Source organism: Helicobacter pullorum NCTC 12824, from assembly GCF_017979475.1.
Lineage (GTDB): Bacteria > Campylobacterota > Campylobacteria > Campylobacterales > Helicobacteraceae > Helicobacter_D > Helicobacter_D pullorum.
This window is the reverse complement of record NZ_JAERIT010000001.1, coordinates 16,103-38,501: the sequence shown is the minus strand read 5'-3', so window position 1 is coordinate 38,501 and position 22,399 is coordinate 16,103. Positions and strand designations below refer to the sequence as shown.

General features: G+C 34.4%; 28 protein-coding genes. 16 read left to right on the top strand and 12 right to left on the bottom strand.

The features are described 5' to 3' along the window. Positions 1 to 6 precede the first annotated feature (6 nt). Positions 7 to 258, bottom strand: coding sequence for an RNA-binding S4 domain-containing protein (locus JJQ98_RS00220; RefSeq protein ID WP_005021750.1), 252 nt, complete (start codon positions 256 to 258; stop codon positions 7 to 9). Between the two features lie 121 nt (positions 259 to 379). Here JJQ98_RS00220 and JJQ98_RS00215 point away from each other — a divergent pair, with 121 nt between their 5' ends. The 8 genes from JJQ98_RS00215 (at position 380) to queF (ending at position 7,574) form a co-directional block, all read left to right on the top strand. Continuing rightward, positions 380 to 1,603, top strand: coding sequence for an argininosuccinate synthase (locus JJQ98_RS00215; RefSeq protein ID WP_060661392.1), 1,224 nt, complete (start codon positions 380 to 382; stop codon positions 1,601 to 1,603). 64 nt (positions 1,604 to 1,667) lie between these two features. Beyond that, a complete protein-coding gene (gene ruvC / locus JJQ98_RS00210) occupies positions 1,668 to 2,144 on the top strand; it encodes a crossover junction endodeoxyribonuclease RuvC (RefSeq protein WP_054194856.1) in 477 nt (158 codons plus the stop codon). A gap of 15 nt (positions 2,145 to 2,159) precedes the next feature. Next, entirely contained in the window at positions 2,160 to 2,792 is a 633-nt protein-coding gene (gene thyX, locus JJQ98_RS00205) for an FAD-dependent thymidylate synthase (RefSeq protein ID WP_005021755.1), read from the top strand. Further along, positions 2,792 to 3,439: a thiol:disulfide interchange protein DsbA/DsbL gene (locus JJQ98_RS00200; protein WP_151104947.1), complete on the top strand. Its 648-nt coding sequence runs from the start codon at positions 2,792 to 2,794 to the stop codon at positions 3,437 to 3,439. The genes thyX and JJQ98_RS00200 overlap by 1 nt, the downstream gene beginning before the upstream one ends. A 131-nt stretch (positions 3,440 to 3,570) precedes the next feature. Then, positions 3,571 to 3,972 carry a DUF5666 domain-containing protein gene (locus JJQ98_RS00195; RefSeq protein ID WP_040499760.1) on the top strand — a complete coding sequence of 134 codons (402 nt, stop codon included), beginning with the start codon at positions 3,571 to 3,573 and terminating at the stop codon, positions 3,970 to 3,972. A gap of 74 nt (positions 3,973 to 4,046) precedes the next feature. After that, entirely contained in the window at positions 4,047 to 5,339 is a 1,293-nt protein-coding gene (locus tag JJQ98_RS00190; RefSeq protein ID WP_115056546.1) for an adenosylmethionine--8-amino-7-oxononanoate transaminase, read from the top strand. 110 nt (positions 5,340 to 5,449) lie between these two features. Then, positions 5,450 to 6,661 (top strand): sodium/glutamate symporter, encoded by a 1,212-nt coding sequence (gltS, locus tag JJQ98_RS00185; protein WP_172594070.1) that lies wholly within the window; start codon positions 5,450 to 5,452, stop codon positions 6,659 to 6,661. 445 nt (positions 6,662 to 7,106) lie between these two features. Next, positions 7,107 to 7,574, top strand: coding sequence for a preQ(1) synthase (gene queF / locus JJQ98_RS00180; protein WP_054198014.1), 468 nt, complete (start codon positions 7,107 to 7,109; stop codon positions 7,572 to 7,574). Positions 7,575 to 7,576: 2 nt separating this feature from the next. Here the strand turns inward: queF and JJQ98_RS00175 are convergent, their stop codons facing one another. The 3 genes from JJQ98_RS00175 to JJQ98_RS00165 form a co-directional block, all read right to left on the bottom strand. Further along, positions 7,577 to 7,936, bottom strand: coding sequence for a YraN family protein (locus JJQ98_RS00175; protein ID WP_151105018.1), 360 nt, complete (start codon positions 7,934 to 7,936; stop codon positions 7,577 to 7,579). Position 7,937: 1 nt separating this feature from the next. Then, the gene (locus JJQ98_RS00170; protein WP_054194861.1) at positions 7,938 to 9,215 is read right to left on the bottom strand and encodes a homoserine dehydrogenase; all 1,278 of its coding nucleotides are present in this window, start codon (positions 9,213 to 9,215) and stop codon (positions 7,938 to 7,940) included. Between the two features lie 78 nt (positions 9,216 to 9,293). Next, on the bottom strand, positions 9,294 to 9,617 hold the full coding sequence (locus tag JJQ98_RS00165; RefSeq protein WP_060661397.1) for a hypothetical protein: 324 nt from the start codon (positions 9,615 to 9,617) through the stop codon (positions 9,294 to 9,296). Between the two features lie 157 nt (positions 9,618 to 9,774). Here JJQ98_RS00165 and JJQ98_RS00160 point away from each other — a divergent pair, with 157 nt between their 5' ends. Genes JJQ98_RS00160 through JJQ98_RS00145 form a run of 4 tightly spaced genes read left to right on the top strand, consistent with a single transcriptional unit; the run spans position 9,775 to position 12,903 of the window. After that, entirely contained in the window at positions 9,775 to 10,626 is an 852-nt protein-coding gene (locus tag JJQ98_RS00160; protein ID WP_244907942.1) for an ATP phosphoribosyltransferase regulatory subunit, read from the top strand. Continuing rightward, entirely contained in the window at positions 10,623 to 11,873 is a 1,251-nt protein-coding gene (locus tag JJQ98_RS00155; protein ID WP_065826602.1) for an adenylosuccinate synthase, read from the top strand. The genes JJQ98_RS00160 and JJQ98_RS00155 overlap by 4 nt, the downstream gene beginning before the upstream one ends. Next, positions 11,870 to 12,295 carry a flagellar export protein FliJ gene (locus JJQ98_RS00150; protein ID WP_005021770.1) on the top strand — a complete coding sequence of 142 codons (426 nt, stop codon included), beginning with the start codon at positions 11,870 to 11,872 and terminating at the stop codon, positions 12,293 to 12,295. Before JJQ98_RS00155 ends, JJQ98_RS00150 begins: the two co-directional genes overlap by 4 nt. Beyond that, on the top strand, positions 12,295 to 12,903 hold the full coding sequence (locus JJQ98_RS00145) for a MotE family protein (RefSeq protein ID WP_151104946.1): 609 nt from the start codon (positions 12,295 to 12,297) through the stop codon (positions 12,901 to 12,903). Before JJQ98_RS00150 ends, JJQ98_RS00145 begins: the two co-directional genes overlap by 1 nt. 85 nt (positions 12,904 to 12,988) lie before the next feature. Here the strand turns inward: JJQ98_RS00145 and JJQ98_RS00140 are convergent, their stop codons facing one another. Beyond that, positions 12,989 to 13,852, bottom strand: coding sequence for a hypothetical protein (locus tag JJQ98_RS00140; RefSeq protein ID WP_247596640.1), 864 nt, complete (start codon positions 13,850 to 13,852; stop codon positions 12,989 to 12,991). Between the two features lie 139 nt (positions 13,853 to 13,991). Here JJQ98_RS00140 and JJQ98_RS00135 point away from each other — a divergent pair, with 139 nt between their 5' ends. Then, positions 13,992 to 14,192: a bacteriocin gene (locus tag JJQ98_RS00135; protein WP_151104944.1), complete on the top strand. Its 201-nt coding sequence runs from the start codon at positions 13,992 to 13,994 to the stop codon at positions 14,190 to 14,192. A gap of 378 nt (positions 14,193 to 14,570) precedes the next feature. Next, positions 14,571 to 15,539, top strand: coding sequence for a hypothetical protein (locus JJQ98_RS00130; protein ID WP_054198019.1), 969 nt, complete (start codon positions 14,571 to 14,573; stop codon positions 15,537 to 15,539). 68 nt (positions 15,540 to 15,607) lie between these two features. On the opposite strand, the gene JJQ98_RS00125 is transcribed toward JJQ98_RS00130, so the two are convergent. The 3 genes from JJQ98_RS00125 to JJQ98_RS00115 form a co-directional block, all read right to left on the bottom strand. After that, a complete protein-coding gene (locus JJQ98_RS00125; RefSeq protein ID WP_151104943.1) occupies positions 15,608 to 16,177 on the bottom strand; it encodes a C39 family peptidase in 570 nt (189 codons plus the stop codon). Next, positions 16,177 to 17,382 (bottom strand): hypothetical protein, encoded by a 1,206-nt coding sequence (locus JJQ98_RS00120; protein WP_115057226.1) that lies wholly within the window; start codon positions 17,380 to 17,382, stop codon positions 16,177 to 16,179. The genes JJQ98_RS00125 and JJQ98_RS00120 overlap by 1 nt, the downstream gene beginning before the upstream one ends. 63 nt (positions 17,383 to 17,445) lie before the next feature. Then, on the bottom strand, positions 17,446 to 17,955 hold the full coding sequence (locus JJQ98_RS00115; RefSeq protein WP_060661402.1) for a hypothetical protein: 510 nt from the start codon (positions 17,953 to 17,955) through the stop codon (positions 17,446 to 17,448). A 181-nt stretch (positions 17,956 to 18,136) separates the two neighbouring features. Between JJQ98_RS00115 and JJQ98_RS08870 the strand changes: the two genes are divergently transcribed. Both JJQ98_RS08870 and JJQ98_RS00110 read left to right on the top strand, forming a co-directional pair. Continuing rightward, positions 18,137 to 18,613: an FkbM family methyltransferase gene (locus JJQ98_RS08870; protein WP_281728916.1), complete on the top strand. Its 477-nt coding sequence runs from the start codon at positions 18,137 to 18,139 to the stop codon at positions 18,611 to 18,613. After that, positions 18,556 to 18,942, top strand: coding sequence for an FkbM family methyltransferase (locus JJQ98_RS00110; protein ID WP_077246999.1), 387 nt, complete (start codon positions 18,556 to 18,558; stop codon positions 18,940 to 18,942). Before JJQ98_RS08870 ends, JJQ98_RS00110 begins: the two co-directional genes overlap by 58 nt. A 22-nt stretch (positions 18,943 to 18,964) precedes the next feature. Here JJQ98_RS00110 and JJQ98_RS00105 read toward each other — a convergent pair whose 3' ends face one another. From JJQ98_RS00105 to JJQ98_RS00090, 4 genes are all read right to left on the bottom strand, one after another. Next, positions 18,965 to 19,279: a DMT family transporter gene (locus tag JJQ98_RS00105; RefSeq protein WP_005021776.1), complete on the bottom strand. Its 315-nt coding sequence runs from the start codon at positions 19,277 to 19,279 to the stop codon at positions 18,965 to 18,967. Beyond that, complete coding sequence (locus JJQ98_RS00100) at positions 19,276 to 19,707, bottom strand: DMT family transporter (protein WP_005021777.1); 432 nt, start codon at positions 19,705 to 19,707, stop codon at positions 19,276 to 19,278. The genes JJQ98_RS00105 and JJQ98_RS00100 overlap by 4 nt, the downstream gene beginning before the upstream one ends. A gap of 257 nt (positions 19,708 to 19,964) precedes the next feature. Further along, positions 19,965 to 20,192, bottom strand: coding sequence for a DUF2798 domain-containing protein (locus tag JJQ98_RS00095; protein ID WP_005021778.1), 228 nt, complete (start codon positions 20,190 to 20,192; stop codon positions 19,965 to 19,967). 260 nt (positions 20,193 to 20,452) lie between these two features. Next, positions 20,453 to 22,393: a heavy metal translocating P-type ATPase gene (locus tag JJQ98_RS00090; RefSeq protein ID WP_151104942.1), complete on the bottom strand. Its 1,941-nt coding sequence runs from the start codon at positions 22,391 to 22,393 to the stop codon at positions 20,453 to 20,455. Between the last annotated feature and the right edge of the window lie 6 nt (positions 22,394 to 22,399).

Genomic DNA, 22,399 nt, shown 5'->3' with positions numbered 1-22,399 from the left:
TCGCCTTTATTTTATAATTTCTTTATAATACAAATGCGATTCGTTTTTTTTGATTGTTTTTTGTGTGGGAATTTGCAATACTTCAAAGAATCTCGGCTTTTCTAAGAAGGCAATTTCAATCACATCGCCCACTTTTACATCTCTACTTGCTTTGACGCTTATTCCAGAGATTTTTACAACCCCATTTTCAATCATATCTTGAGCGATAGTTCGCCTTTTTGTAATATTAACTGCATTCAAAAATTTATCAATTCTCATTTCTCAAAGCTCAAAAATTTTTGCAACATTATATCCAAAGCTATATTAATTTAGCATAGATTCTAAGCAAATAGTATATAATTATTAGGATTTAAATCTTCAAAAAACAAAAGGAATAGTAATGTCTCAAGAAAACACAAAAAACATCAAAAAAGTCGTGTTAGCTTATAGTGGTGGGCTTGATACGAGCGTGATTTTAAAATGGCTTGGGGATACTTATGGGTGTGAGGTGGTTACCTTCACCGCAGATATTGGGCAGGGCGAGGAGGTCGAGCCTGCACGAGAAAAAGCCCTCAAGCTTGGCATAAAGCCTCAAAATATCTTTATCGAGGATTTACGCGAGGAGTTTATACGCGATTTTGTATTCCCTATGTTTCGGGCAAACACCATTTATGAGGGTGAATACCTGCTAGGCACAAGTATCGCGCGTCCATTAATCGCTAAGAGACTTGTAGAAATCGCTAAAGAAGTGGGAGCGGACGCTATCGCACATGGTGCGACAGGCAAGGGTAATGATCAAGTGCGCTTTGAAATCGGGGCGTATGCACTCAATCCAGATATAAAAGTCATCGCCCCTTGGAGGGAATGGGAGCTAAATAGCCGTGAAAAACTTCTATCTTATGCAGAATCTGCAGGTATCGCGATAGAAAAAAAGCAAAACAAATCCCCCTATTCAATGGACGCAAACCTCCTACATATCAGCTATGAAGGGCAGATTTTAGAGGATCCAAATGTCGCACCAGAAGAGGATATGTGGCGGTGGAGTGTGAGTCCTAAGAATGCCCCCGATACACCCACTATCATCACTATCACTTTTGAAAAGGGCGATGGCGTAGCGATAAATGGAGAGAATCTAAGCCCAGCGGCATTTTGGGCTAAACTCAATGAGCTAGGCGGGGCAAATGGTATCGGACGCTTAGATTTGGTGGAAAATCGCTATGTGGGTATGAAATCACGCGGCTGCTATGAGACACCCGGTGGGACAATCTACCTCAAAGCCCATCGTGCGATAGAATCTTTATGCCTTGATAGAGAAGAGGCACATCTCAAAGATTCTCTAATGCCAAAGTATGCCGAGCTTATCTATAATGGCTATTGGTTTAGCCCAGAGCGAGAGGCATTGCAGGCGTTAATCGATAAGACACAAGAGAAAGTAAGCGGGAATGTGCGACTAGAGCTGTATAAAGGCAATGTAACCGTGCTAGGTAGAGAATCTAAAAACTCCCTCTTTAATGCCGCATACAGCACTTTTGAGGAAGATTCTGTCTATAACCAAAAAGACGCTGCAGGATTTATTAAGCTTAATGCCCTAAGGTTTATCATCGCCGGGAAGGCAAAGAGATAAAAGAAAACTAAGAAGCAAGACAATAAGGCTATTTAAGGCTTTAAATTTTATAATAAAGATTGATATGAATATTTTGGGGATTGATCCGGGAAGTCGGAATTGTGGCTATGCAATTGTGCAAATTGAAAATAATTCACTAAAGTTGCTAGAGGCAGGTTTGATAAAGATTCATGAGAGGATATTGCAATATCAAATTTTAGAATTTGTAGAAGGAATCGATTTGGTGCTAAAAAGCCATAAAATTGATTCTGTGGCAATAGAGGATATTTTTTATGCGTATAATCCTAAAACTGTGATAAAACTGGCACAATTTCGAGGGGCTTTGAGTTTGAAGATTCTCCAAGAATTAGGAAATTTTACAGAATACACGCCTTTGCAAGTCAAGAAGGCTTTAACCGGAAATGGAAAAGCGCAAAAAGAGCAGGTGGCTTTTATGGTAAAGCGGCTTTTGGGAATCAAAGGCGAGATTAAGCCTTTGGATATCACGGATGCCATAGCCATAGCCATTACACACGCACAGCGATTAAAATTACAAAAATAAGGGGTTTTAGGGTTTATGCAAATTACACTACTACATTATACAGATTTAAAGATTTGTTCTCATGCCATTAGGACTTGTTGGCAGAGTTTTGAAAAGGGCGATAATGGCGGAGAAAAAGATAAAGAACTCATCGATAGAGTGGGCAATAAATATAAACACGCCTCAACCCTAGAACATCTTAATTATACTTTTTATATTCAGGGTATTTCAAGGGCTTGTTTGCAAGAATTAGCTAGACATCGTATAGCTTCTTTAAGTGTCAAGAGTAGTCGCTATACACTAAAAGAGCTAAAAAACACAGAGAGTTTTTTGCCTCTTGATGAAAAAAACCTCAAAAGAGCTGAAGAATTTTTGGTTTTTACTGAAAATAGGTTAGTCAATGAGGCGTCTATTAGAGCATTAGAGAATCTAAGATTGCTTTTGCAAGAAAATATCAGTAATGATTTGGCAAAATTTGCAATGCCAGAATCTTACAAAACAGAGCTTACTTGGAGCATTAATGCAAGAAATTTGCAAAACTTTTTGCACCTAAGAAGCTCTAAAAGTGCGCTTTGGGAGATTAGGAATCTTGCTTTGGCAATTTTTGATGCAATTCCCAAAGAACACCAATTTATTTTTGTTGATTTGATTTCTAAGGAGAAAATGTAATGAAATTTTTAAAACTTTGTTTGATAGGATTTTGTTTAGTGGTTACGCAATTAGTTGCAAATGGATTACAAGAAGGGAAAGATTATATTCTTTTGGATAAGCCAATTGCAAATATGGATAACACAGTGCTTGAAATCTACAATATCGGTTGCCCTCATTGTGCTTATTATAACGAAAATTTTTTGCCAAACCTTTTGGAGTTTTTGCCAGAAAATGTAGAGTTTCTACCCTATCATATTGCAGCACCCATAGAGATTCATCAAGAAATGTCTAAAATTTTGGTAGTTGCCCTAAGTAAAGATAAGCAAAATAAAACTAGCACAAAATCACCAAATGCCCTTTATAAGAAAGTCTTAAATTATTATTTTGATGCTATTCACAAAGAAAAGAGAAATTGGAAGAATCCACAAGATTTTGCTAGCAAAGGATTAGAGATCATAGGCATTGATGAAGTGGAATATCAAAAGATTTTAGAAACCAAAGAAGCTAAAGAAATGTTGCAAAAGTGGCAAAACTTGATTGAATATGCTAATATACAAGGTGTGCCGAGTTTTATTGTCAATGGTAAATATATGGTATCATCTCAGAATTTAAAAGGGACAGAAGATTTCATTTATAAGATTGATTATTTGCTAGAAAAAAAGTAATTTCTAAGAATAAATGCTCTTGATATAAATTTGGCAATATCTTCACACTTTCTTGATAAATGGGTTTTATAATTCTACTCACAGATGAAGGGAAACTGGAATCTAAAATTAAAATGCTTAAAGGAGCAAATATGAAAACTTTAAAATTACTCGGAGCTTTAAGTTTGGCGGCATTATTTTCTACAGCAGCGATGGCAGATTATGATTTTGATGTGCAAGGGCAAATTTCAGCAGTGAATGACAAAGATAAAACTATCACATTAGCAGGACCGGGCGGACAACTTGTTATTAAAGTTTTGCCTTATACAGAAATCAAAGGTGATGATTGTGGAGCGTTCGGACAAGATGTGTATGGAAGCTTTAAAGATTTAACTCCCGGAAAATATGTTAAAGTAGAAGCAGTGCCTTATGGTGGTTATAATGCTTATAATGCAAACAACACTCAAGCAATCGACCCAGCAACAGGATTGCCAAAAGATGGGCAACTTACTGCAAAAGAAATTGAATGGAAGTGCTTCCCTAAAGCATATTAAAATTTATTCCCCCTAAAACTTCAATAAACCTTTAGATTTTGCGGTAAAATACCAAAAAATTCTAAAGGTTTTTTATGGACTTACAAACCCTCATACAACAAGATTTAAAATACATTTGGCACCCTTGCACACAAATGCAAGATCATGAAAAAAACATTCCTCTAATTCCCATAAAATCCGCAAAAGGCATTTATCTCTATGATTTTGACAATAAGAAGTATATCGATTGTGTTTCTAGCTGGTGGGTGAATCTCTTTGGGCATTGTAATCCTTATATCAATCAAAAACTAAAAGAGCAATTAGAGAGCCTAGAGCATATTATTTTTGCAGGTTTTACGCATAAGCCCATTGTAGAGTTATCCAAGCGTTTGGTGGGGCTTTTGGATTCTAGGCTTTGTAAATGCTTTTATGCCGATAATGGTTCTAGTGCGATTGAAGTGGCGTTGAAAATGGCATTCCATGCTAATGTGATAAAGGGCAAAAAGAAAAATAAATTTTTGTGTTTAGAAAATGCTTACCATGGCGAGACAATAGGGGCTTTGAGCGTGGGAGATGTGGGGATTTATACAGAAGTTTATCAACCAATCTTGCTTGAAACTCTAAAGGTTAAAGCCCCTTGTGGAGAAGACATCGAAGAATCTTTGCAAGAGTTAAAGAAAATTATCGCATCAAAAAAAGATGAAATTGCAGCTTTTGTGCTAGAGCCTTTGATACAATGTGCGGGAAATATGAATATGTATTCTAGTGAGTTTGTCAAAGAGGCAACGAAAGTTTGTCAAGAGAATGGAATCTATGTGATTTTTGATGAAATTGCAGTGGGGTTTGGGCGAAGTGGGAGTATGTTTGCTTATCAGCAATGCGGAGTAGTGCCAGATTTCTTGTGCTTAAGCAAGGGGATTACAGGGGGTTATTTGCCCTTATCAGTGGTGGTAACCAAAGAGGAAATTTATCAGCTTTTTTATGCGCCCTATTATGAAAATAAATCGTTTTTGCATTCTCATTCTTATACGGGAAATGCCCTTGCTTGTGCTTGTGCAAATGCGGTTTTGGATATTTTTGAAACAGAAAATGTGTGTGAGAAAAACAAGATTCTATCAGAATTTATTTGGAAGAAAATGCAGATTTTAGGGGAATTTGCTTTTGTGAAGAATCTTAGGCATTGCGGTATGGTTTTTGCCTTTGATTTGGTAGGGTTTGAAGGGCAAAGAAAAGGGCTAGAAGTGTTTAATGCAGGGCTAAAAAAGGGCTTGTTGCTAAGACCTCTTGGGAATACTATTTATTTTATGCCTCCTTATATCATCACACAAGAGCAGGTTTGTTTTGTGATAGATAGCTTAAAAGAGATTTTGGAGCAATTTAGAGTGTAAAAGAGTAATATCCAGAGTTTAAAAAAGTTAAATTTTTATTAATTTATAGAGGTATAATAATTTTTATAATAAAATATTAAGGATAGTTTTATTTTATAAGGTAAAGGATTATTATGGAAATTTCATTAAATTTTTATGCAACTTTAACGGCTTTGGTCGGAGTTTTGTTGCTTGGAAGATGGATAATATCTCGTAGTAATTTTTTAAAAGATTATAATATTCCAGAGCCGGTTGTAGGCGGGATTATTGCAGCAATTGTAATCTTTTGTCTTTTGAAATGGGGAGGAATCAAGTTTCAATTTGATAACTCACTAAAAGATCCTTTAATGCTCGCTTTTTATGCAAGTATTGGGCTAAGTGCAGATTTTGCTTCTTTCAAAAAGGGTGGAAAGATTTTATTTGGATTTTTGTTTATTGTAACAGGGCTTTTGATTTTGCAAAATATCGCTGGAATCATAGCCGCTAAAATCATGGGTGTAAATCCGCTTATAGGGCTTTTGGGCGGTTCTATTACTATGAGTGGAGGGCATGGGACAGGAGCTGCTTGGGCAGATGTTTTCAAGGAAGCACCTTATAATTTCACAGCGGCAATGGAAGTGGCTATGGCGTGTGCAACTTTTGGTTTGATTGCAGGAGGTATTATCGGCGGACCTGTGGCACATTATTTGGTAAAAAAATACAAACTAAAGCTTCCTAATGCACATTTGCAAGATGATACAGAGGTGGCATTTGAAAAGCCAGAAAAGGAGCGTTTAATCACGGCAACTTCTTTTATAGAATCTTTGGCGCTGATTGCGATTTCATTGCTAATAGGGACAATGGTTGCTAAACTCTTTCAAGGCTCTTCTTTTACGATGCCTACATTTGTGTGGTGTTTGCTTGTGGGTGCAATTTTGAGAAATATTTTGCAAGCGACGAAAATCCATCAAGTTTTTGATAGAGAAGTGGCAGTTTTAGGGAATGTTTCGCTTTCATTATTCCTTGCTTTTTCGTTGATGGCAATTAACCTTGTGGAGCTTGTTTCTTTGGCTTTGCCGATGGTGATTATTTTGCTTATTCAAGTGATTATTATGATTTTTTATGCAATTTTTGTTACCTTTAGATTCTGTGGCAAAGATTATGATGCGGCAGTTTTGGCAGCAGGGCATTGTGGGTTTGGACTTGGGGCAACACCAACAGCAATGGTAAATATGCAAACAGTAACTCAACATTATGGACCAAGCCATATGGCGTTTATTGTTGTGCCTTTGGTGGGAGCGTTTTTTATTGATTTGATTAATGCTTTTGTGATTAGCGGGATAATCAAACTTCCATTTTTTTAGGATTTTAGAATCACTAGGGCTTTTGGCTTTGGTGATTCTAGCAATCTTTGCCCTTTGGAGTATTGTTGTAAATCAGGCAAAATACAGCATATCTATATTTGAAGCGATGATTTTGCAAAATCAATCAAAGGGCTTGGCGTAGTGCTTTTAGCCTAATTGAAACTTATAACTAAAAGAGAATCAAGAAGGTTTTGAAGGGGAGATAGGATAAATATTGCAAAAGGCGTTGCAAAAAGTAAATGAGATTATCTCATTAGCAGAATAAGGACTATCCAAACTCCACTAAAAAGTAAAGGTTTGGGAGCAATGGCGATTTATACACAGAGGGGCGAAATGGAAGGCTTGATTGTTGATATAGAAATATCAAAATAGAGCCTAGAAATAGCATAAAACCAAAGCAAGTGAATTTTAAAGAGCCAAAATCTGGCTATAAATAAGGATAAATATGGAACTAAAACAGCTAGGAAAGCAGATAGAATATACTTTTGACTACAATAAAAAGTTATTAGAAACTTTTGAAAACAAGCATTCTAATCGGGATTATTTTGTGAAGTTTAATTGTCCAGAATTCACAAGTCTTTGCCCTATCACAGGGCAACCAGATTTTGCGACAATTTATATTTCTTATATTCCAAATATCAAAATGGTAGAATCTAAATCTTTGAAACTTTATTTGTTTAGCTTTAGAAATCATGGCGGCTTCCATGAGGATTGTGTCAATACAATTTTGAATGATTTAGTGGAGCTAATGGAGCCTAGATACATTGAGGTTTGGGGGAAATTTACCCCAAGAGGTGGAATTAGTATTGATCCTTATGTAAATTATGGAATCCCAAATACAAAATATGAGGAAATGGCACGATATAGGCTTTTAAATCATGACTTATATCCAGAAAAAATTGACAATCGTTAAGTTTAAGAAAAAAGCGTAAGATTCTCTAGCCATTGCACATTGAAAGTAGAATCTTGAGTGTTTTGTTTGGAGAGTATCAATGCACTTAAACAATAAGAATCTTTGCTGCCCTCAAGCTTTAAATACATTTCTACACTTTTGATAATTCTCTCTAGTTTTGTTTTTGTGATGTTAAAAACCGGTTCAAATCCAATACCGCTTTTGACTTCAATAAAGTGAAGTATTTTGTCTTTTTTGGCAATAATATCAATCTCACCAAAAGGCGTGAAGTAATTGCGTTGGATAATTCCAAAACCATTTTGCACAAGAAATTCACACGCAAAAGTTTCAGCCTCTTTGCCCTTTTGCGTTGTGTTTTTCATCTTAGTTTTTTTCAATTCGTATCATTATGGGTTTTTCTTGTGTGATTTCAAGATTGTTGATTTTCTCCAGTGCAGTTTGGATTTTGGATTCTGTGCAAATATGAGTAGAAAGCAGCAATACAGAGCAGTTTTTGTTGTTGGATTTGCGTTGTAAAAAAGTATCAATAGAAATTTCCTCTTCTCCCAGAATCGTCGTAATTTGAGCTAAAACTCCCGGTTTGTCAAGCACAATGATTCGCAGATAATACGCACTTTGAATCTCAGCTATTGGCTTTAGTTTGAGGTTTTTTTCAATGGAGGTTTTAAAGCCTAGCATTGGAGAACTTTTGGTGCGAGCAATCTCAATAATATCAGAAATCACTGCACTTGCTGTCGCATCTCCGCCAGCCCCAGCTCCATAGAAAAGTGTTTCGCCTACACTATCACCTACCACGCTAATAGCATTCATTACACCATCTACTTTGCCAATCATTGCTTGTTGGGGTAAAAAAGTTGGGTGGATTCGCAATTCTACACTTTCTTTGTCTTTTTTTGCAATTCCCAAAAGTTTGAGGTTGTAGCCAAATTCTTTGGCAAATTCAATGTCTTCTTGTGTGATGTCAGTAATGCCCTCTATCAAAATATCTTCGGGCTTTGCGTCAATCCCATAGGCAATACTTGCTAGAATTAAGAGTTTGTGTGCTGCATCAAAACCACCAATATCAAAACTAGGATCACTTTCTGCATAGCCAAGTTTTTGGGCTTCCTTTAGTGCTTCTTCAAAGCTCACGCCGCATTCTTTCATTTGGGTTAAAATATAATTACAAGTCCCATTGATAATTCCACAAATGCTTAAAATGTGATTTGCTCCAAGTCCATCACGCAAAGCCTTGATGATAGGTATTCCACCTGCAACGCTTGCTTCAAAGCCAATAGGCAAATCCCCGGCAATTTTTTGTAAATCATAGCGATGATAGGCAAGCATTGCTTTGTTGGCAGTAATAAAGGCTTTGGAATTATAGAGCGCCTTTTTTGCAATTTCAAATGGCTCTTTAATGCCTCCAGCAAGTTCTACAACAATATCAATTTCAGGGTCTTCTAAAATGCTTTCTACTTCATTAGTGATAGGAAAATCAAAAATATCTCTTACTTTGGAAATATTTCTCACCACGCCTTTTTTGATAATAATATTGCAACCAGCTCTAGCAGCAATTAGTTCTTGATTGTTTTTTAGGATTCTTGCTACACTGCTCCCAACGACGCCCAAGCCGATGATACCGATATTTAATTGTTTTTTCATAAAGATGCCTTTTGCATAAAGCTAGAATTATACCATTTTGGATAACAATTTTTTGAAAAATTATTTCTATAAAATGTTTTAAATTTTTTTAAAATTCCACAAAAAATCCGCCAAATAGCGTTCTTGCCTGCTCTCTTCTAAGAGATCTTGGATTTCTCCAAAAGTTTCTTCATTGATTCCAAATTCTTTGTCTAGCCATTCTTTTTGGGAGAGGAAAAGCGAGCTAAAAGCACTATTTGAGCTTGGCGGAAGTGTGGAGGATAAGTTTCCTATCGGAGATTTTGTCGGAGTTTGTGTGTTGGGCATAGAAGTTGGAGTTTGGGGAGGAGTAGATTCTTGTGGCTTTGGTTTTGATGGAGTGGGCGGATTGAGTGTTGCTTGTGTGTTGATTTTAAAAGCCATTTCTTCCCCTTTCTATATTTTGTATTTTATCTTTCAAATTAGATTCTAGCACAAAAAGTTAAGATTCTTGTTGATTTTGATAATAGATTTTTGATAAGTCTAATATTAAACTTATGCTATAATGCAATCTTTAGAGAATTTTTCAAGGATTAATATTTTGATTTTAAGCCACGAAATACCACAGGATTCAAAGCTTTATTTTGGAAAAAGTGCAAAAATTAAAAGAGATTTTGAAAATTTGGTAAGCAAAACATTTTATGAAAATGGTTATGAAGAAATACTTACCCCTTCATTTACTTATTTGCAACATCAAAGAGATACGCAAAGCAGAGAGTTTGTGAGGATAAGCAATCCCTCTAATCATCAAATTGCCTTGCGTAATGATTCTACAATTGATGCAATTAGGCTTTTGGCACCACATCTCAAAGAAAACGCTATCAAAAAGAAGTGGTTTTATATCCAGCCCATTTTTGTTTATCCAACCAAAGAGATTCATCAAATTGGTGCAGAGAATCTAGAAGAACGCGATATTTTGCCTTTTATTGAAATGTCTTTGAGTGTTTTGTGTGAGATTCAAATCAAGCCTCTTTTGCAGCTTTCTAATGTGAAGATTCCAAAGATTTGTGCTAAAGAATTTGGAATCCCTTTGGAAGTGTTTGAGAAAAATGAGGTTGGGACTATCCAGAGTGCAAATGCTTTTTTGTCAGAACTTTTGGAAGTGCAAGATGAGCAATCCCTTAAGGCGGTGCTTGAAAAATCTCCAAAATGTTTGCAAGAAGAGCTAGAAAAATTATTGGATTTGGCAAAGCAAATTAATTATCAAAACAAGATTCTAGCGCCGTTTTTTTATTCGCCTATGTCTTATTATAGTGGTATGCTTTTTAGGTTTTTTTTGGAGAATCAAACGATGATTTTGGGCGGTGAATATGAAATTTTAGAGCAGAAAGCTTGTGGTTTTGGATTTTATACAGATGCTATAATTTTGCATTTAATGAAGGAGGGCAAATGAATACAAAAGCAGATTTGATTGTTGGGATTCAGTGGGGAGATGAAGGCAAAGGTAAAATGGTTGATTTATTGGCGCAAAATTATGATTATGTTGTGCGTTATCAAGGTGGGCATAATGCCGGACATACAATTGTCGTAGAAGGAAAAAAATACGCTTTGCATTTGATTCCTTCAGGGATTTTGTATCCTAAGTGTAAAAATATCATTGGTAATGGGGTGGTGATTAGCCCTAGTGCATTGATTGAAGAAATGCAGCAATTTTCAGAGTTGGAAGGGAGGCTATTTATTAGCACAAAAGCTCATTTGATTTTGCCTTATCATGAGTTTTTGGACAAATTAAGCGAAAAGAGGGCTAAAAAAGCCATCGGAACGACAGGCAAGGGAATAGGACCAGCTTATACTGATAAAATCGCAAGAAAAGGTTTTAGGGTCGGTGATTTGAGAGATACGCAATCATTGTGTGAAAAAATATTAGAGCTTATGGAGGAGAAGGATATTATTAATCTTGGTGGAGAGATTCCAACCAAAGAAGCATTGAAAGCCACGCTTGATTCTTATGCGCAAGCACTTTTGCCCTTTATAGCTAATACAACAGATATGCTATGGAAGGCTATGGATAGAGGGGAGAAGATCCTTTGTGAGGGTGCGCAAGGGAGTATGTTGGATATTGACCATGGAACCTATCCTTTTGTTACTAGCTCTACTACCACAGCTTCAGGGGCGTGTAGCGGGACAGGAATCTCCCCTAGAGAATTGGGGGATGTGATTGGGATTACCAAAGCATATTGCACAAGGGTAGGGAATGGACCTTTTGTGACAGAGGAAGAGGGCGAAATTGGTGAGACTTTGCGTCAAAAAGGTGGAGAGTTTGGGGTAACTACCGGACGCGCTAGAAGATGTGGTTGGCTTGATGCAGTGGCAGTCAAGTATGCTTGTCGATTAAATGGAGTCAATGCTTTGGCAATGATGAAATTAGATGTGCTAGATGGTTTTGATGAGGTAAAAGTGTGCGTGCAATATCAAGATAAAAATGGCAATGTTTTGGAATCTTTCCCTTTTGATTTTGAGGGAATATGCCCTATTTATAAGACTTTCAAAGGCTGGGATAAAACAGCTGGAATTAGGGAATTTGATGCGTTGCCCAAAGAAGCACAAGAGTATATTTTGGAATTAGAAAAGTTCATTGGAGTGAAATTTACGATGATTTCGACAAGCCCTGATAGGAATGATACGATTTTTAGGGCATGAAAACAAAATTCACTCAACTTGTGGTATTGCGTAAAAAAAAGGTTGATGAAGCAGAATTAATGCTCCAAAAAAACGCACAAAAGATTATAGATAAACAAGCTGAAATAGACGCTCTAATCCGAGAATTTGCGACATTAGAGGAGCCAAAAAATGGCGTTTATCAAGCTTTTTTGACTTTTGTCCATCACAAAAATGAATACCGAGAAACCATTGATTTTAAAATGGGAGAATTGGCGTTATTAAAAAAACAAAAACAGGAATTGCAAGAATATTTTAAAATGCAAAATGTTGAATATGAAAAAGCAAAATATTTAGATGGGCTAGAGGTTAAAAAGATTTTGGATAAAATTAGAAGACAAGAAAGCAAGGATTTAGATGAAATTTCTGTAATGCTTTATGCCAACCATCACAAGGAACAATAATGAAAAAAATATTATTTTTGAGCTTTTGTTTTTCGGGTTTTTTATTGTTTGCACAAGAGAGGCAGATTGTTGATTGTAATATTATTTTTGAACAGAGAAAACAAGAGATTTTGAAAGAAATTGAAAAAATTGATGAACAACAACAAGCTTTACAGGCTTTGCAGCAAGCAACGCAAAGTGTTTTAGATCAAAAAGATGCAGATTTGAAAAAAAGAGAAGCTGCATTGAATGAAGAAAAAAAAGCAATAGAACAAAAAGAGGCTAATATTCAAGCGCTCTTGAAAAAAAACGAAGAGATTCTCAAAGAGATTAAAGACGTCACACAAAGCAAATTGGGTGCAACTTATGCGAGTATGAAAGATTCTAAATCCGCAGCGATTTTGGAGAATCTACCAGAATCAGAGGCAGCAAGAATTTTGTTTTCGCTTGATACTAAGGTTGTCAGTAAAATTTTGGCAAAAATGGATCCGCAAAAAGCAGCAAGCCTTACGCAGATTATCCAAAAGGGACCTCCTTTTGAAACGCAAGAAATCATACAAACAAATATGCAGAATAATCCCCAAAATATCCCGGTAAATGCAGATTCTAATTCAACAAGTTCTATGTAAAATTATGTGATACAAAGCATTTAGATGATTTTTGAAAATTATTGAGCAGCATGCAGCGAAGATAAGGAAAAATCCTCATCTATGATTAAAATTTTTTCCATAAACTAATTGTAAAAACACTATCAGGAGCCGATGAGCTTCCCCCAGCTGTGCCAGATACAGAAATAGCAGTATCAGAATTTAAACTATAAGTAGCCCCCAAAGAAAATGTAGGGATAGAATAAGAATTAGAAGTTTTTCGCCCTTCAAATTTAGAGCCACTTTGATATCTTTGTTCTAATCCCACATCTAAAGAGATTTTAGGACTTAAAATAATGGACATATCAAACCCAAAATAAAAGCTATTGCCATATTCTAATTTCCCATAGTTAAAGTTTCTATCCATATTATAAACACCGCCAATATAAAGCGATGAGATAACAGGGTCGGAATAATTTTTGAGTGCAAATTGAGCGGAAAAAGATTTGAAAATAAAGTTTTTTGCTTCATCGAAATGCTCCTCTCTTTGAATAACTCCACCTTGTAAGGTAACTTGTGGGACAAAAATACCTCCGATAGTATCTCCTGTATAAATTCCACCAATCCATAAAGAATCAAAATCAAAACTTCTCTCGCTTTCAAAAGAAAAACCAAAATTGCTTACATATTCATTTTGTTTATAGCTTCCATTACCAGCTACAAGAATATCAAATTTAGGTGTAAGAGTGTAAATAAAAGTTTGACTAATAGAGACTTGTTTTGTATCTGTCCAAGTTTTTGTGTCAGGCTGTGCCACAAGTGTGGGATACATATTGTAAATGTAGGCATTACCGCTACTTAGATAACTTACGCTTGTAATACTTCTTAAGCCAATTTGTTTTTTAAAAAGCGAATCCAAAGTAATGGGGTCAGAAGCAAAACAACTAATGCTTAAAAGTGCAAAAAAAATCAAAAATGCAATCTTTCTCAACATAAAAATCCTTTTTGTAAAATTTAAAACTTAATGTTATAGCAAAAACAATTCCATATTTTATTTTTTTAAATCCCTATTGACTTATAACTTATATATGTTGCAATAAAAACCAATATTTCATAAGAAAGGATTTAAAATGAAAAAGCTATTACTAACTTTATCTGTAATTGCTGGTCTTTTAAGCAATGCTTTTGCTATTGATTTAATTTCTGTAGCTACTAATGGAAAATCTAATGAAAATTCTTTAGGTATTAAAACACTCAATAATCAAGAGATGAGTGAGATTGTGGGCGGTATGACTTTAAAACACAATTTTTTAAGCAATATGGAGTTGTAGATAATTCAGGACGCAATATTTATTATACTGCATATTATCAAATTACTCCGGATAATTATATGGATAAAGTTTATCTAAACTTATTGTCTAATGAAATAGCAGCCGTTCAAACAACTTACAATTTTCAAACAAATAAGATTACGACTACTATTGTGGCAGTTAATCAAAATGATACCACGAGAATGAGGGTTTTAACTAATGGTGACTTTATAAAATCTAAAATAGATAATTTTAATAATTTGATAAACTCTCAAATAAATGCAGATAAAGTTAATATTAAATATTTTAGATAGCAAGTGAGTGGTTAAAATCTCCACTTGGAACACCTTTTGCTTACTTTTTCTTAATTATTTTATAATTTTTAGAAAAGGTAGGCAAATGGCTAGTATATCTAATACCTACAACAATTATATGGGTGCTTACACGAGCCTATATAGTAATTCTAATAAAACTTCTAATACTCAAGAAACAATAAATACAAACACAAACGATAAAATACAGGAAATGGAAGATATTTTACTGATAGAGCCACAAAAGCATGATTTTACTGATGAACTTTTCGCTTTACATACAGATACTAATACAGCATTCTTGGAATTTATGGACTTAAAACAATATTTATTAGAAAATGTCCCTTTGCCCACAGAACAGAATTTTGAAGATTCAAAAAATATATTATCTCAAGAAATGAAAAATATTCTAAATAATGCTTATGAAAACAAAGGGGAAAGTAGTAAGGAGTTTCAAGGTTTGTTGCATTATGCACAATGGTTTATCAAGAATGATAAAGAAGTCCCCAAAACAACACAACACGCCATTAGTTTAATGCAACAAATCAATAGTAATATGGACTATGATACTGCCAAAGAAATGGACATATCTTTAGCATTTTATAAAACATATACGACAAGTGAGGCGGATTGCCTTAGTGATTTTTTTGCATTAGCGGATTTATATGAATTGATTCCACAAGAAAGTAAAAATAAAATTTCAGAAAATCTACAAATATCCCAAAGATACCTTTATCATCAAGGTGGATATTTGGATAAATATTTTCAATTAGGGGATTTTGTTATTTCGTGGGAAAGTGATTATTTTGATGGCAAAAATTATACTATTTCTAACAATCAAAATAATCTTTCTAACAATCTCTTAACCTCTCTTGCCTCTAACTTTGACACTACCCAAAGTATTTTTGATATACTCAATCAAAAAGAAAAATTAGAAAAGGAAAATCAAGACTTGAAAAACAAACAAGCAATAGAGGCTTATGGAATAAATGCAATCACTAACTCTTATACAAAAACCCAAAGAGATAACCTCTTAAAAAAAATAATAAAAGGATAAAGATGGTAAAGATATAAAATAGAGTCTTTGCCCCCAATCAACCAAACTCTATTCATAGAAAATCTATTTCATTTGAAAAATGCTTCGTTAGGAAATTCTAAATCTTTTATCATAGGTTTGGAGTTTTCATTTTTAGCAATTACAAGAGCAAATCCGCCTGTATGATTCCTATCCCATACAGAATAAAACTCTTTTTTGGTTGCTTTATATTGTCCAAAATTAGGGTCAAAAACTTGAATAAAATCGCCTTTGTGATTGATAATCACAACAAAATGAGGGAATCTAGGGTCATTTTCTATTCTTACAAGCAAAGGATAAGAAGTTTGCTCTAATATTTCTCTTTGGAGTTGAAAGCCTTTAGTTGCATAACCTAGAGTATTTGCCACTTCTTGCAATTCTTTGAAGCTTAACATATCGGTTTTTTGATTTAAAAAAGCAAGTATATCTTGTTCGCTATATTGTCTAAATTCAAAGAAATTAAGTAAAGTAGCTAAAGCAGAAGCCCCACAAGATTCCTCATATTGCTGTCTTATAACATTTTGATTGTGGAGTTCTTGTAGAGATTTAACACTAAAAGCAAAAGCAAAGTTTGCTATAAAAACAAGCAAAAAAATGCGCAATAAGAGCATTTTTTGCATTATGCTTTTGCTTCCTTGATCATTTGATTAATGAAACTATCTATTTCTTTAGAAGTTTTAGAAGTTAAAGTGCTAGAATATCCATTGCCATAACTATATGCTTCTATTGCTTGTTTGTTTTTCAAGTCTTGATTTTCCTTTTCTAGTTTTTCTTTTTGATTGAGTATATCAAAAATACTTTGGGTAGTATCAAAGTTAGAGGCAAGAGAGGTTAAGAGATTGTTATGAGGGCTTGTAAGGTTGTTTGATTGCGGATAATCTACTTTAAAACTCATTAATCCAATTTTATTGTGAAGGGAGTATATATCATTTACAGAATAATTTGTATTTTGCGGTTCCCAAGATACTTTAATGCCATTGATTTCTATTGAATTTGATTGTGAGTAAAACCCTATAACTTTAGCAATGGAATCTGTAATTTTTTCTTGCTCTATGGGGGATAACATATTTGAAAGAGCAGAAAATAATTCATACCCTGTCGCAGCAATTTTGCTTGCATTATACTCAAATAATCCACTTTCTATTTCCCACAATATTTTTTCATCAATTTCATCTAATTTTTCAGTATTACCAAGATATTCTTTTGCTTTATTGAGAAACTTTTCATATTCATTATTTGTTCTATCTGCTTCTATTCTAGCCCCATAAGCAAATAAAATAGCAGAAACCTTTTTATCATATTTTAGCTCTGGATAGTCTCTTGATATTTCTATATCATCAACATTCATTGTTCTATTTAAGCCACCTTCAGAATAAAAGATAAAATCTCCCTTTAGTGTATCCTCTACTATTTCAGGATTAGCCTTATAGAATTTTAGCATTAGATTATCCATTTGCTTATTTAGGAAATCTTGTGCTTCTTGCATTTCTTGTTGAGTAATTTTTTGTCCAGAATAATCATTAACCTTATTTAGTACTTGACCATGAAAGTGCAAATCTTGTGTATCTATTGTCATATAACTAGAAAATCCACTTTTATTTTTGTTTAATGATTTTTCAATATCAGTATCACAAATAGATTGCATAAAAGTTGCCGTAAAGAATCCGACATTCTTTTGAACTTTACTTAATATTTCCTCATCACTTTGAGTTTCTATCTGTGTATTTGATTCTTGTATCTCTTTATAGCTTGTAGAATTAGCGGAGTTTGGACTGCTATAAATATTTAAATAGTTAGAATAAAAAGAATTTGATATACTAGCCATTTGCCTACCTTTTCTAAAAATTATAAAAAAATTAAGAAAAAGTAAGCAAAAGGTGTTCCTTATTTACCAATATTTAACAGCATCGTTTCTAATTCTATTATTGATTCTATCCGCAATTTTACTTTTATATTTTGATAGCAATTGATTTGCATAATTTCTATCTGCTGGACGCGTATAGACAGGGTTATATTGATTCATACCAATAATTGAAATATTAACTTTATTAGTAGAGTAGTTTAATGTAGCTTGAACAACAGGTTTATACTTTCCGCTACCATCATCAACATTTAATGGAAGAAGCTCATTGCTTACCTCCTCTATTAAATTATAATAAGCAGTATATGAAATCTTAGCACCAGAATTATTCTTAACGCCATACTGATAAGCAACTTTTTCTGTACTGCTTATATAAGCCCCACCTACAATCTCACTCATCTCTTGATTATTGAGTGTTTTAACACCTAAAGAATTTTCACTAGATTTTCCATTAGTAGCCACAGAAATTAAATCAATAGCAAAAGCATTGCTTAAAAGACCAGCAATTACAGATAAAGTTAATAATAACTTTTTCATTAAAAAACTCCTTTAAAAATTTTTCAATACCATTATACTAATTTTTTATTTAGTTTTTTATTATATTCCTTGCTTTAACAAAATTTATTTATGGATTGAATATTTTGTATGAATCAGTAACATAGTAATTATTTAAGGTTTTTAGCATTAAAATTCTTAATTATTTCCTAAAGGAGTTTTTATGATACATATTCAAAGACCTTTGCCTTTTATCCTCGCTTCAACAAATATTGGAACAATGATTGTGAATCATTTGGATAAATGTGAAACTCCTAATGGTGCCTATGGAGTAGGTTACCAGTTTTTGCAAACAGGTTCTTTTGATTTTTATGAAGTGGAGAGTGTGGTTGCCTTATTGAATCTTAGGCGGCAATATTTTGGTGATGGCGTGGTTGCTTTGGATTGTGGTGCAAATATTGGAGCCCATAGCGTAACTTGGGGCATTGCTATGACGCATTTTGGGCGTGTAATTGCTTTTGAGGCACAAGAGAGAATCTATTATGCTCTAGCAGGAAATATCGCAATTAATAATTGTTTTAATGTTAAGGCAATTTTTGCTGCTTTGGGTAATCCTTCTAACAAGCGGGGGGGGGGGGCTTTTTGGATATTCCTCAAGTGGATTATACTAAGCCTGCTTCTTTTGGAAGTTTGGAGTTAAAAGCAAACATAAATAATGAATTTATAGGGCAAAATATCGATTATCAAAAAACGCAAAAAGTTCCCTTAATGAGCATTGATTCTTTGGAATTAGAGCGGGTAGATTTTGTAAAAATTGATGTGGAAAGAATGGAAGTAGAAGTGCTAAATGGAGCTATGAAAACACTTAAAAAGTATAAGCCTATTTTATTAATTGAAGTCCTAAAAAGCCCGCAACAAGAAATTTTTGATTTGATTAAGCCTCTTGGCTATGAAATTTTTCCTATGGGTATGAATATTCTTGCTGTTTTTAAAGATGATCCTGTTTTGAAGCATATCAATCAAAAATAGGGGCACAAAAGCCCCTTGTGGATTAATTTAACGCCTTTAAGCCGACACTGCATACCACGATAGAGGCAACAAAGAAAAGCTTCCAAAAGGATTTTGATTCTTTGTAGATGAAAATGCCTACTAGCACGCCCCCAGCTGTTCCAATACCTGTCCAAATCGCATAGCCAATTCCCATAGGAATCTCGCGTAATGCCAAAGAAAGCAAGCTTAAGCTTAATACAAATAATGCCGCACTTCCAAGTAAGTAGATTTTTTGGTTGCTAAGAGCAAATTTTTTCATACATATTACGCCAAAGATTTCCATAATTCCAGCTAATATTAAGTATATCCAGCTCATTTGCTATCCTTTTTTGTTTGCGTGGATTCTAGTGTTTCAAGTTTTTGGGCAATCGTATCAATACCCAAATCGTGAGAAAATTCTTGAATGACTTTTAGCTCTTGTTTGTCGTTTTCTTTGCTTGCAAGTTTTAGTCCAATCACGCTAAGGATTAAAAGCGCAATAAATGTGAGTTGCAAAGGGCTTGTAGAAGCACCAAAAACTACAATTTCGCTCAACGCCACACCAGCAGCACCTATCCCTACAAATACCGCATAAGCAATACTAACCTCGATTTTTTTAGTTGCTATAATCATCAAGCTAAATGAGCAAAACACAAGGATTCCAGTAATTATATAAGCCAAAAGGCTTGTGGAATATTTAAGCCCACTTACCCAAAAAATCTCCAAAATCCCGCCCAAAATGACACAAAACCAGCCTAGTTTCATAGTTTTCCTTAAAGTTAATGTAAATTTTAGTTTGATTGTATAAGTGATTTAAGTAAATTGCAGATTAATAAAGAGTTTGTAGAGCCATAATATTAAAAAGAAGCTTAAAGGCTTTAAGCGTTTTTATCGGTTTAATAAAAATTCTATATCGCATTAAGATTCCCTTGTGATTTTTAGGAGTGGAATTGTAGCAGAAGTTTCTTAAGTAAATTTTAATAAAAGGGCAAAAGGGAGGGGAATGGAGGTGTGAGAATATGCTATTTTTTCATCAAAGATTCTGCGAGTTTTGCAGCACGAGGGGCGACAAAAAACACGATAGGAAATGCAGCTACCCAAGCTTTTGGAAAAGCCTCTAAAAGCCATTGTGCAAAGAAAGAAGGAATAAATCCTAGGTTTAAAAAAGTGATGATTCCAGACATAATAAAGCTCATAAAAAGGGACATTATCCCTGCAAAAACTAAACGATAAAATCTTTTGGGTATCATTATAATTTTCCTTATATTTGATATTTTTGGTGGTATATTACAATAAAATTGTTGAGATAATCAATTTGTGATTGATTGATTTATTTTGTTTTTGCTATCCCAAAGGTGTGTTTGGAGTATAACTATCAAGATTATTTTTAGAATGCCATTATCTAAAATTTAAGATTTTATCAATAGGGTTGCAAAGCATAGATTTTCATAGCCTTTTTTAGTAAAGCCTTCTTTGTATTGCAGGGCTTATTCTAGGCTATAGAGTTTGCTTATCTAATAGCCCTAATGGCATTTAGCAAGGCTAAAATTGCTACTCCCACATCGCCAAAGAGTGCAATCCAGAGATTTGTAGCCCCAAAAGCTCCAAGTATCATAATTCCCGCTTTCACCCCTAGTGCAAAAATGATATTCTGCCACAAAATCGCACGAGTTTTTTTGGCTATTTGCAAAACCTTTGGGATTTTATTTAAATCATCATTCATAATTACAATATCCGCACCTTCCAAAGCAACATCGCTTCCGGCTTTTCCCATAGCAATTCCAATATCACAAAGGGCAAGTGATGGAGCATCATTGATACCATCGCCCACAAAAATCACCTTTTTTCTCTGTGCTTTTTGTGAAGCCAAAATTTCTTTTAAGTGAGTTACTTTGTCCTTTGGCATAAGCTCTGCAAAAAAGTGAGTAATGCCAATGGTGTTTGCAACTTGCTCCACTACTGACTTTTTGTCCCCACTTAGAATATAAAGTTCTTCTAAATGCTCTTTTTTTAGAGTGTTTATAACTTCTTTTGCTTCCTCTTTGATTGCGTCCTCTAAGATGATATTTCCGATTATTTCACCATCAAAAGCAATGAAAATTTGACATTTTGCAATAGAATCTTCTTGGATGGGTTTTTGGGTAATAGATTCAATGAAGCGTGCATTTCCTAAAGCAATGGTTTTGTTTTCAAAAGTCGCACTAATTCCACCACCAGCACTTTCTTTGAGATTTTCTAAATGGAGTTTTTGCAAATTTTGCTCATTGGTTTGCTGGATAATAGCTTTTGCAATAGGGTGATTAGAATGAGATTCTAATGATTTTGCTATTTTTAATATAAAATCTTTATCATAATTTTTATAAGCATTAATTTCTTTTATGATTAATTCGCCTTTGGTGAGAGTGCCTGTTTTGTCAAATATAATGGCATTTGCGTCTTTTAGAGATTCAATGTAGCTTGAACCTTTGATTAATATGCCTTCTTTTGATGCTCTGCCTAGTGCTGCAAAAAAAGTCAGCGGGATAGAGATTACAAGCGCACAAGGACAAGAAACTACCAAAAAGATAATTCCTCTATAAAGCCAAGTTTTAAAAGATTCTACAAAATCTGCTCCCATAGCCCAAAAATAAAGTGTTGGAAAAATCACAACACTAATGGCAAGTAGCGTTACAATGGGCGTGTAGTAACGGGCAAATTTGGTGATAAATTCCTCGCTTTTGCTTTTTTGTGCATTGCCCTCTTCAATGAGTTTGATAATTTTGCTAAAAGCGGAGTTTTCGTAGCTTTTGGTTGCCTTTAGGTGCAAGATTCCATCAAGGTTGATTCCACCAGAGAGCAAAGAATCGCCAACTTTTACATTTTGTGGGATTGATTCTCCATTGAGTGCAGAATTATCTATACTTCCTTCTCCCTTTATTACAATCCCATCAGCAGGGATTCTTTCTCCAGCAAAAATCACCAAAATATCATCTTTTTGGATAGTTTTTGGGTCAATATTTTCTGTTTTGTCTCCCTTTAATAAGTGGGCTTGTTCTATTTTGATAGAGGCAAGCGTGCGGATAGATTTTTTTGATTTTTCAACAATAAGGGATTCTAAGGCTTCACCAATGCGATAAAAAAGCAAAATAGCAACCGCTTCAGCACCTTCTCCAATAGCCCAAGCTCCAACGCTAGCTAGAGCCATTAAGCTATTCTCATTAAAAAATTCTTTTTTATAAAATCCAACAAGGGCTTCTTTTAGGATTTCATAGCCCAAAACAAAGTAGCAAAAGAGATAGAGGCTATTAAGCATAAAGGTTTCTAAATGCTTGCCAAAAATTTCAAAATCTTCTGTGAGTGCAAAAAGATAAATAATGATGCTAAGATAAAAAATCCCTTGAGTTAATTTCTCATTTGTGGGAGTTTGTGTGTTGTTTTGTCCATTTGAACAAGTGCTGCAACAATTTGCCATAAGATT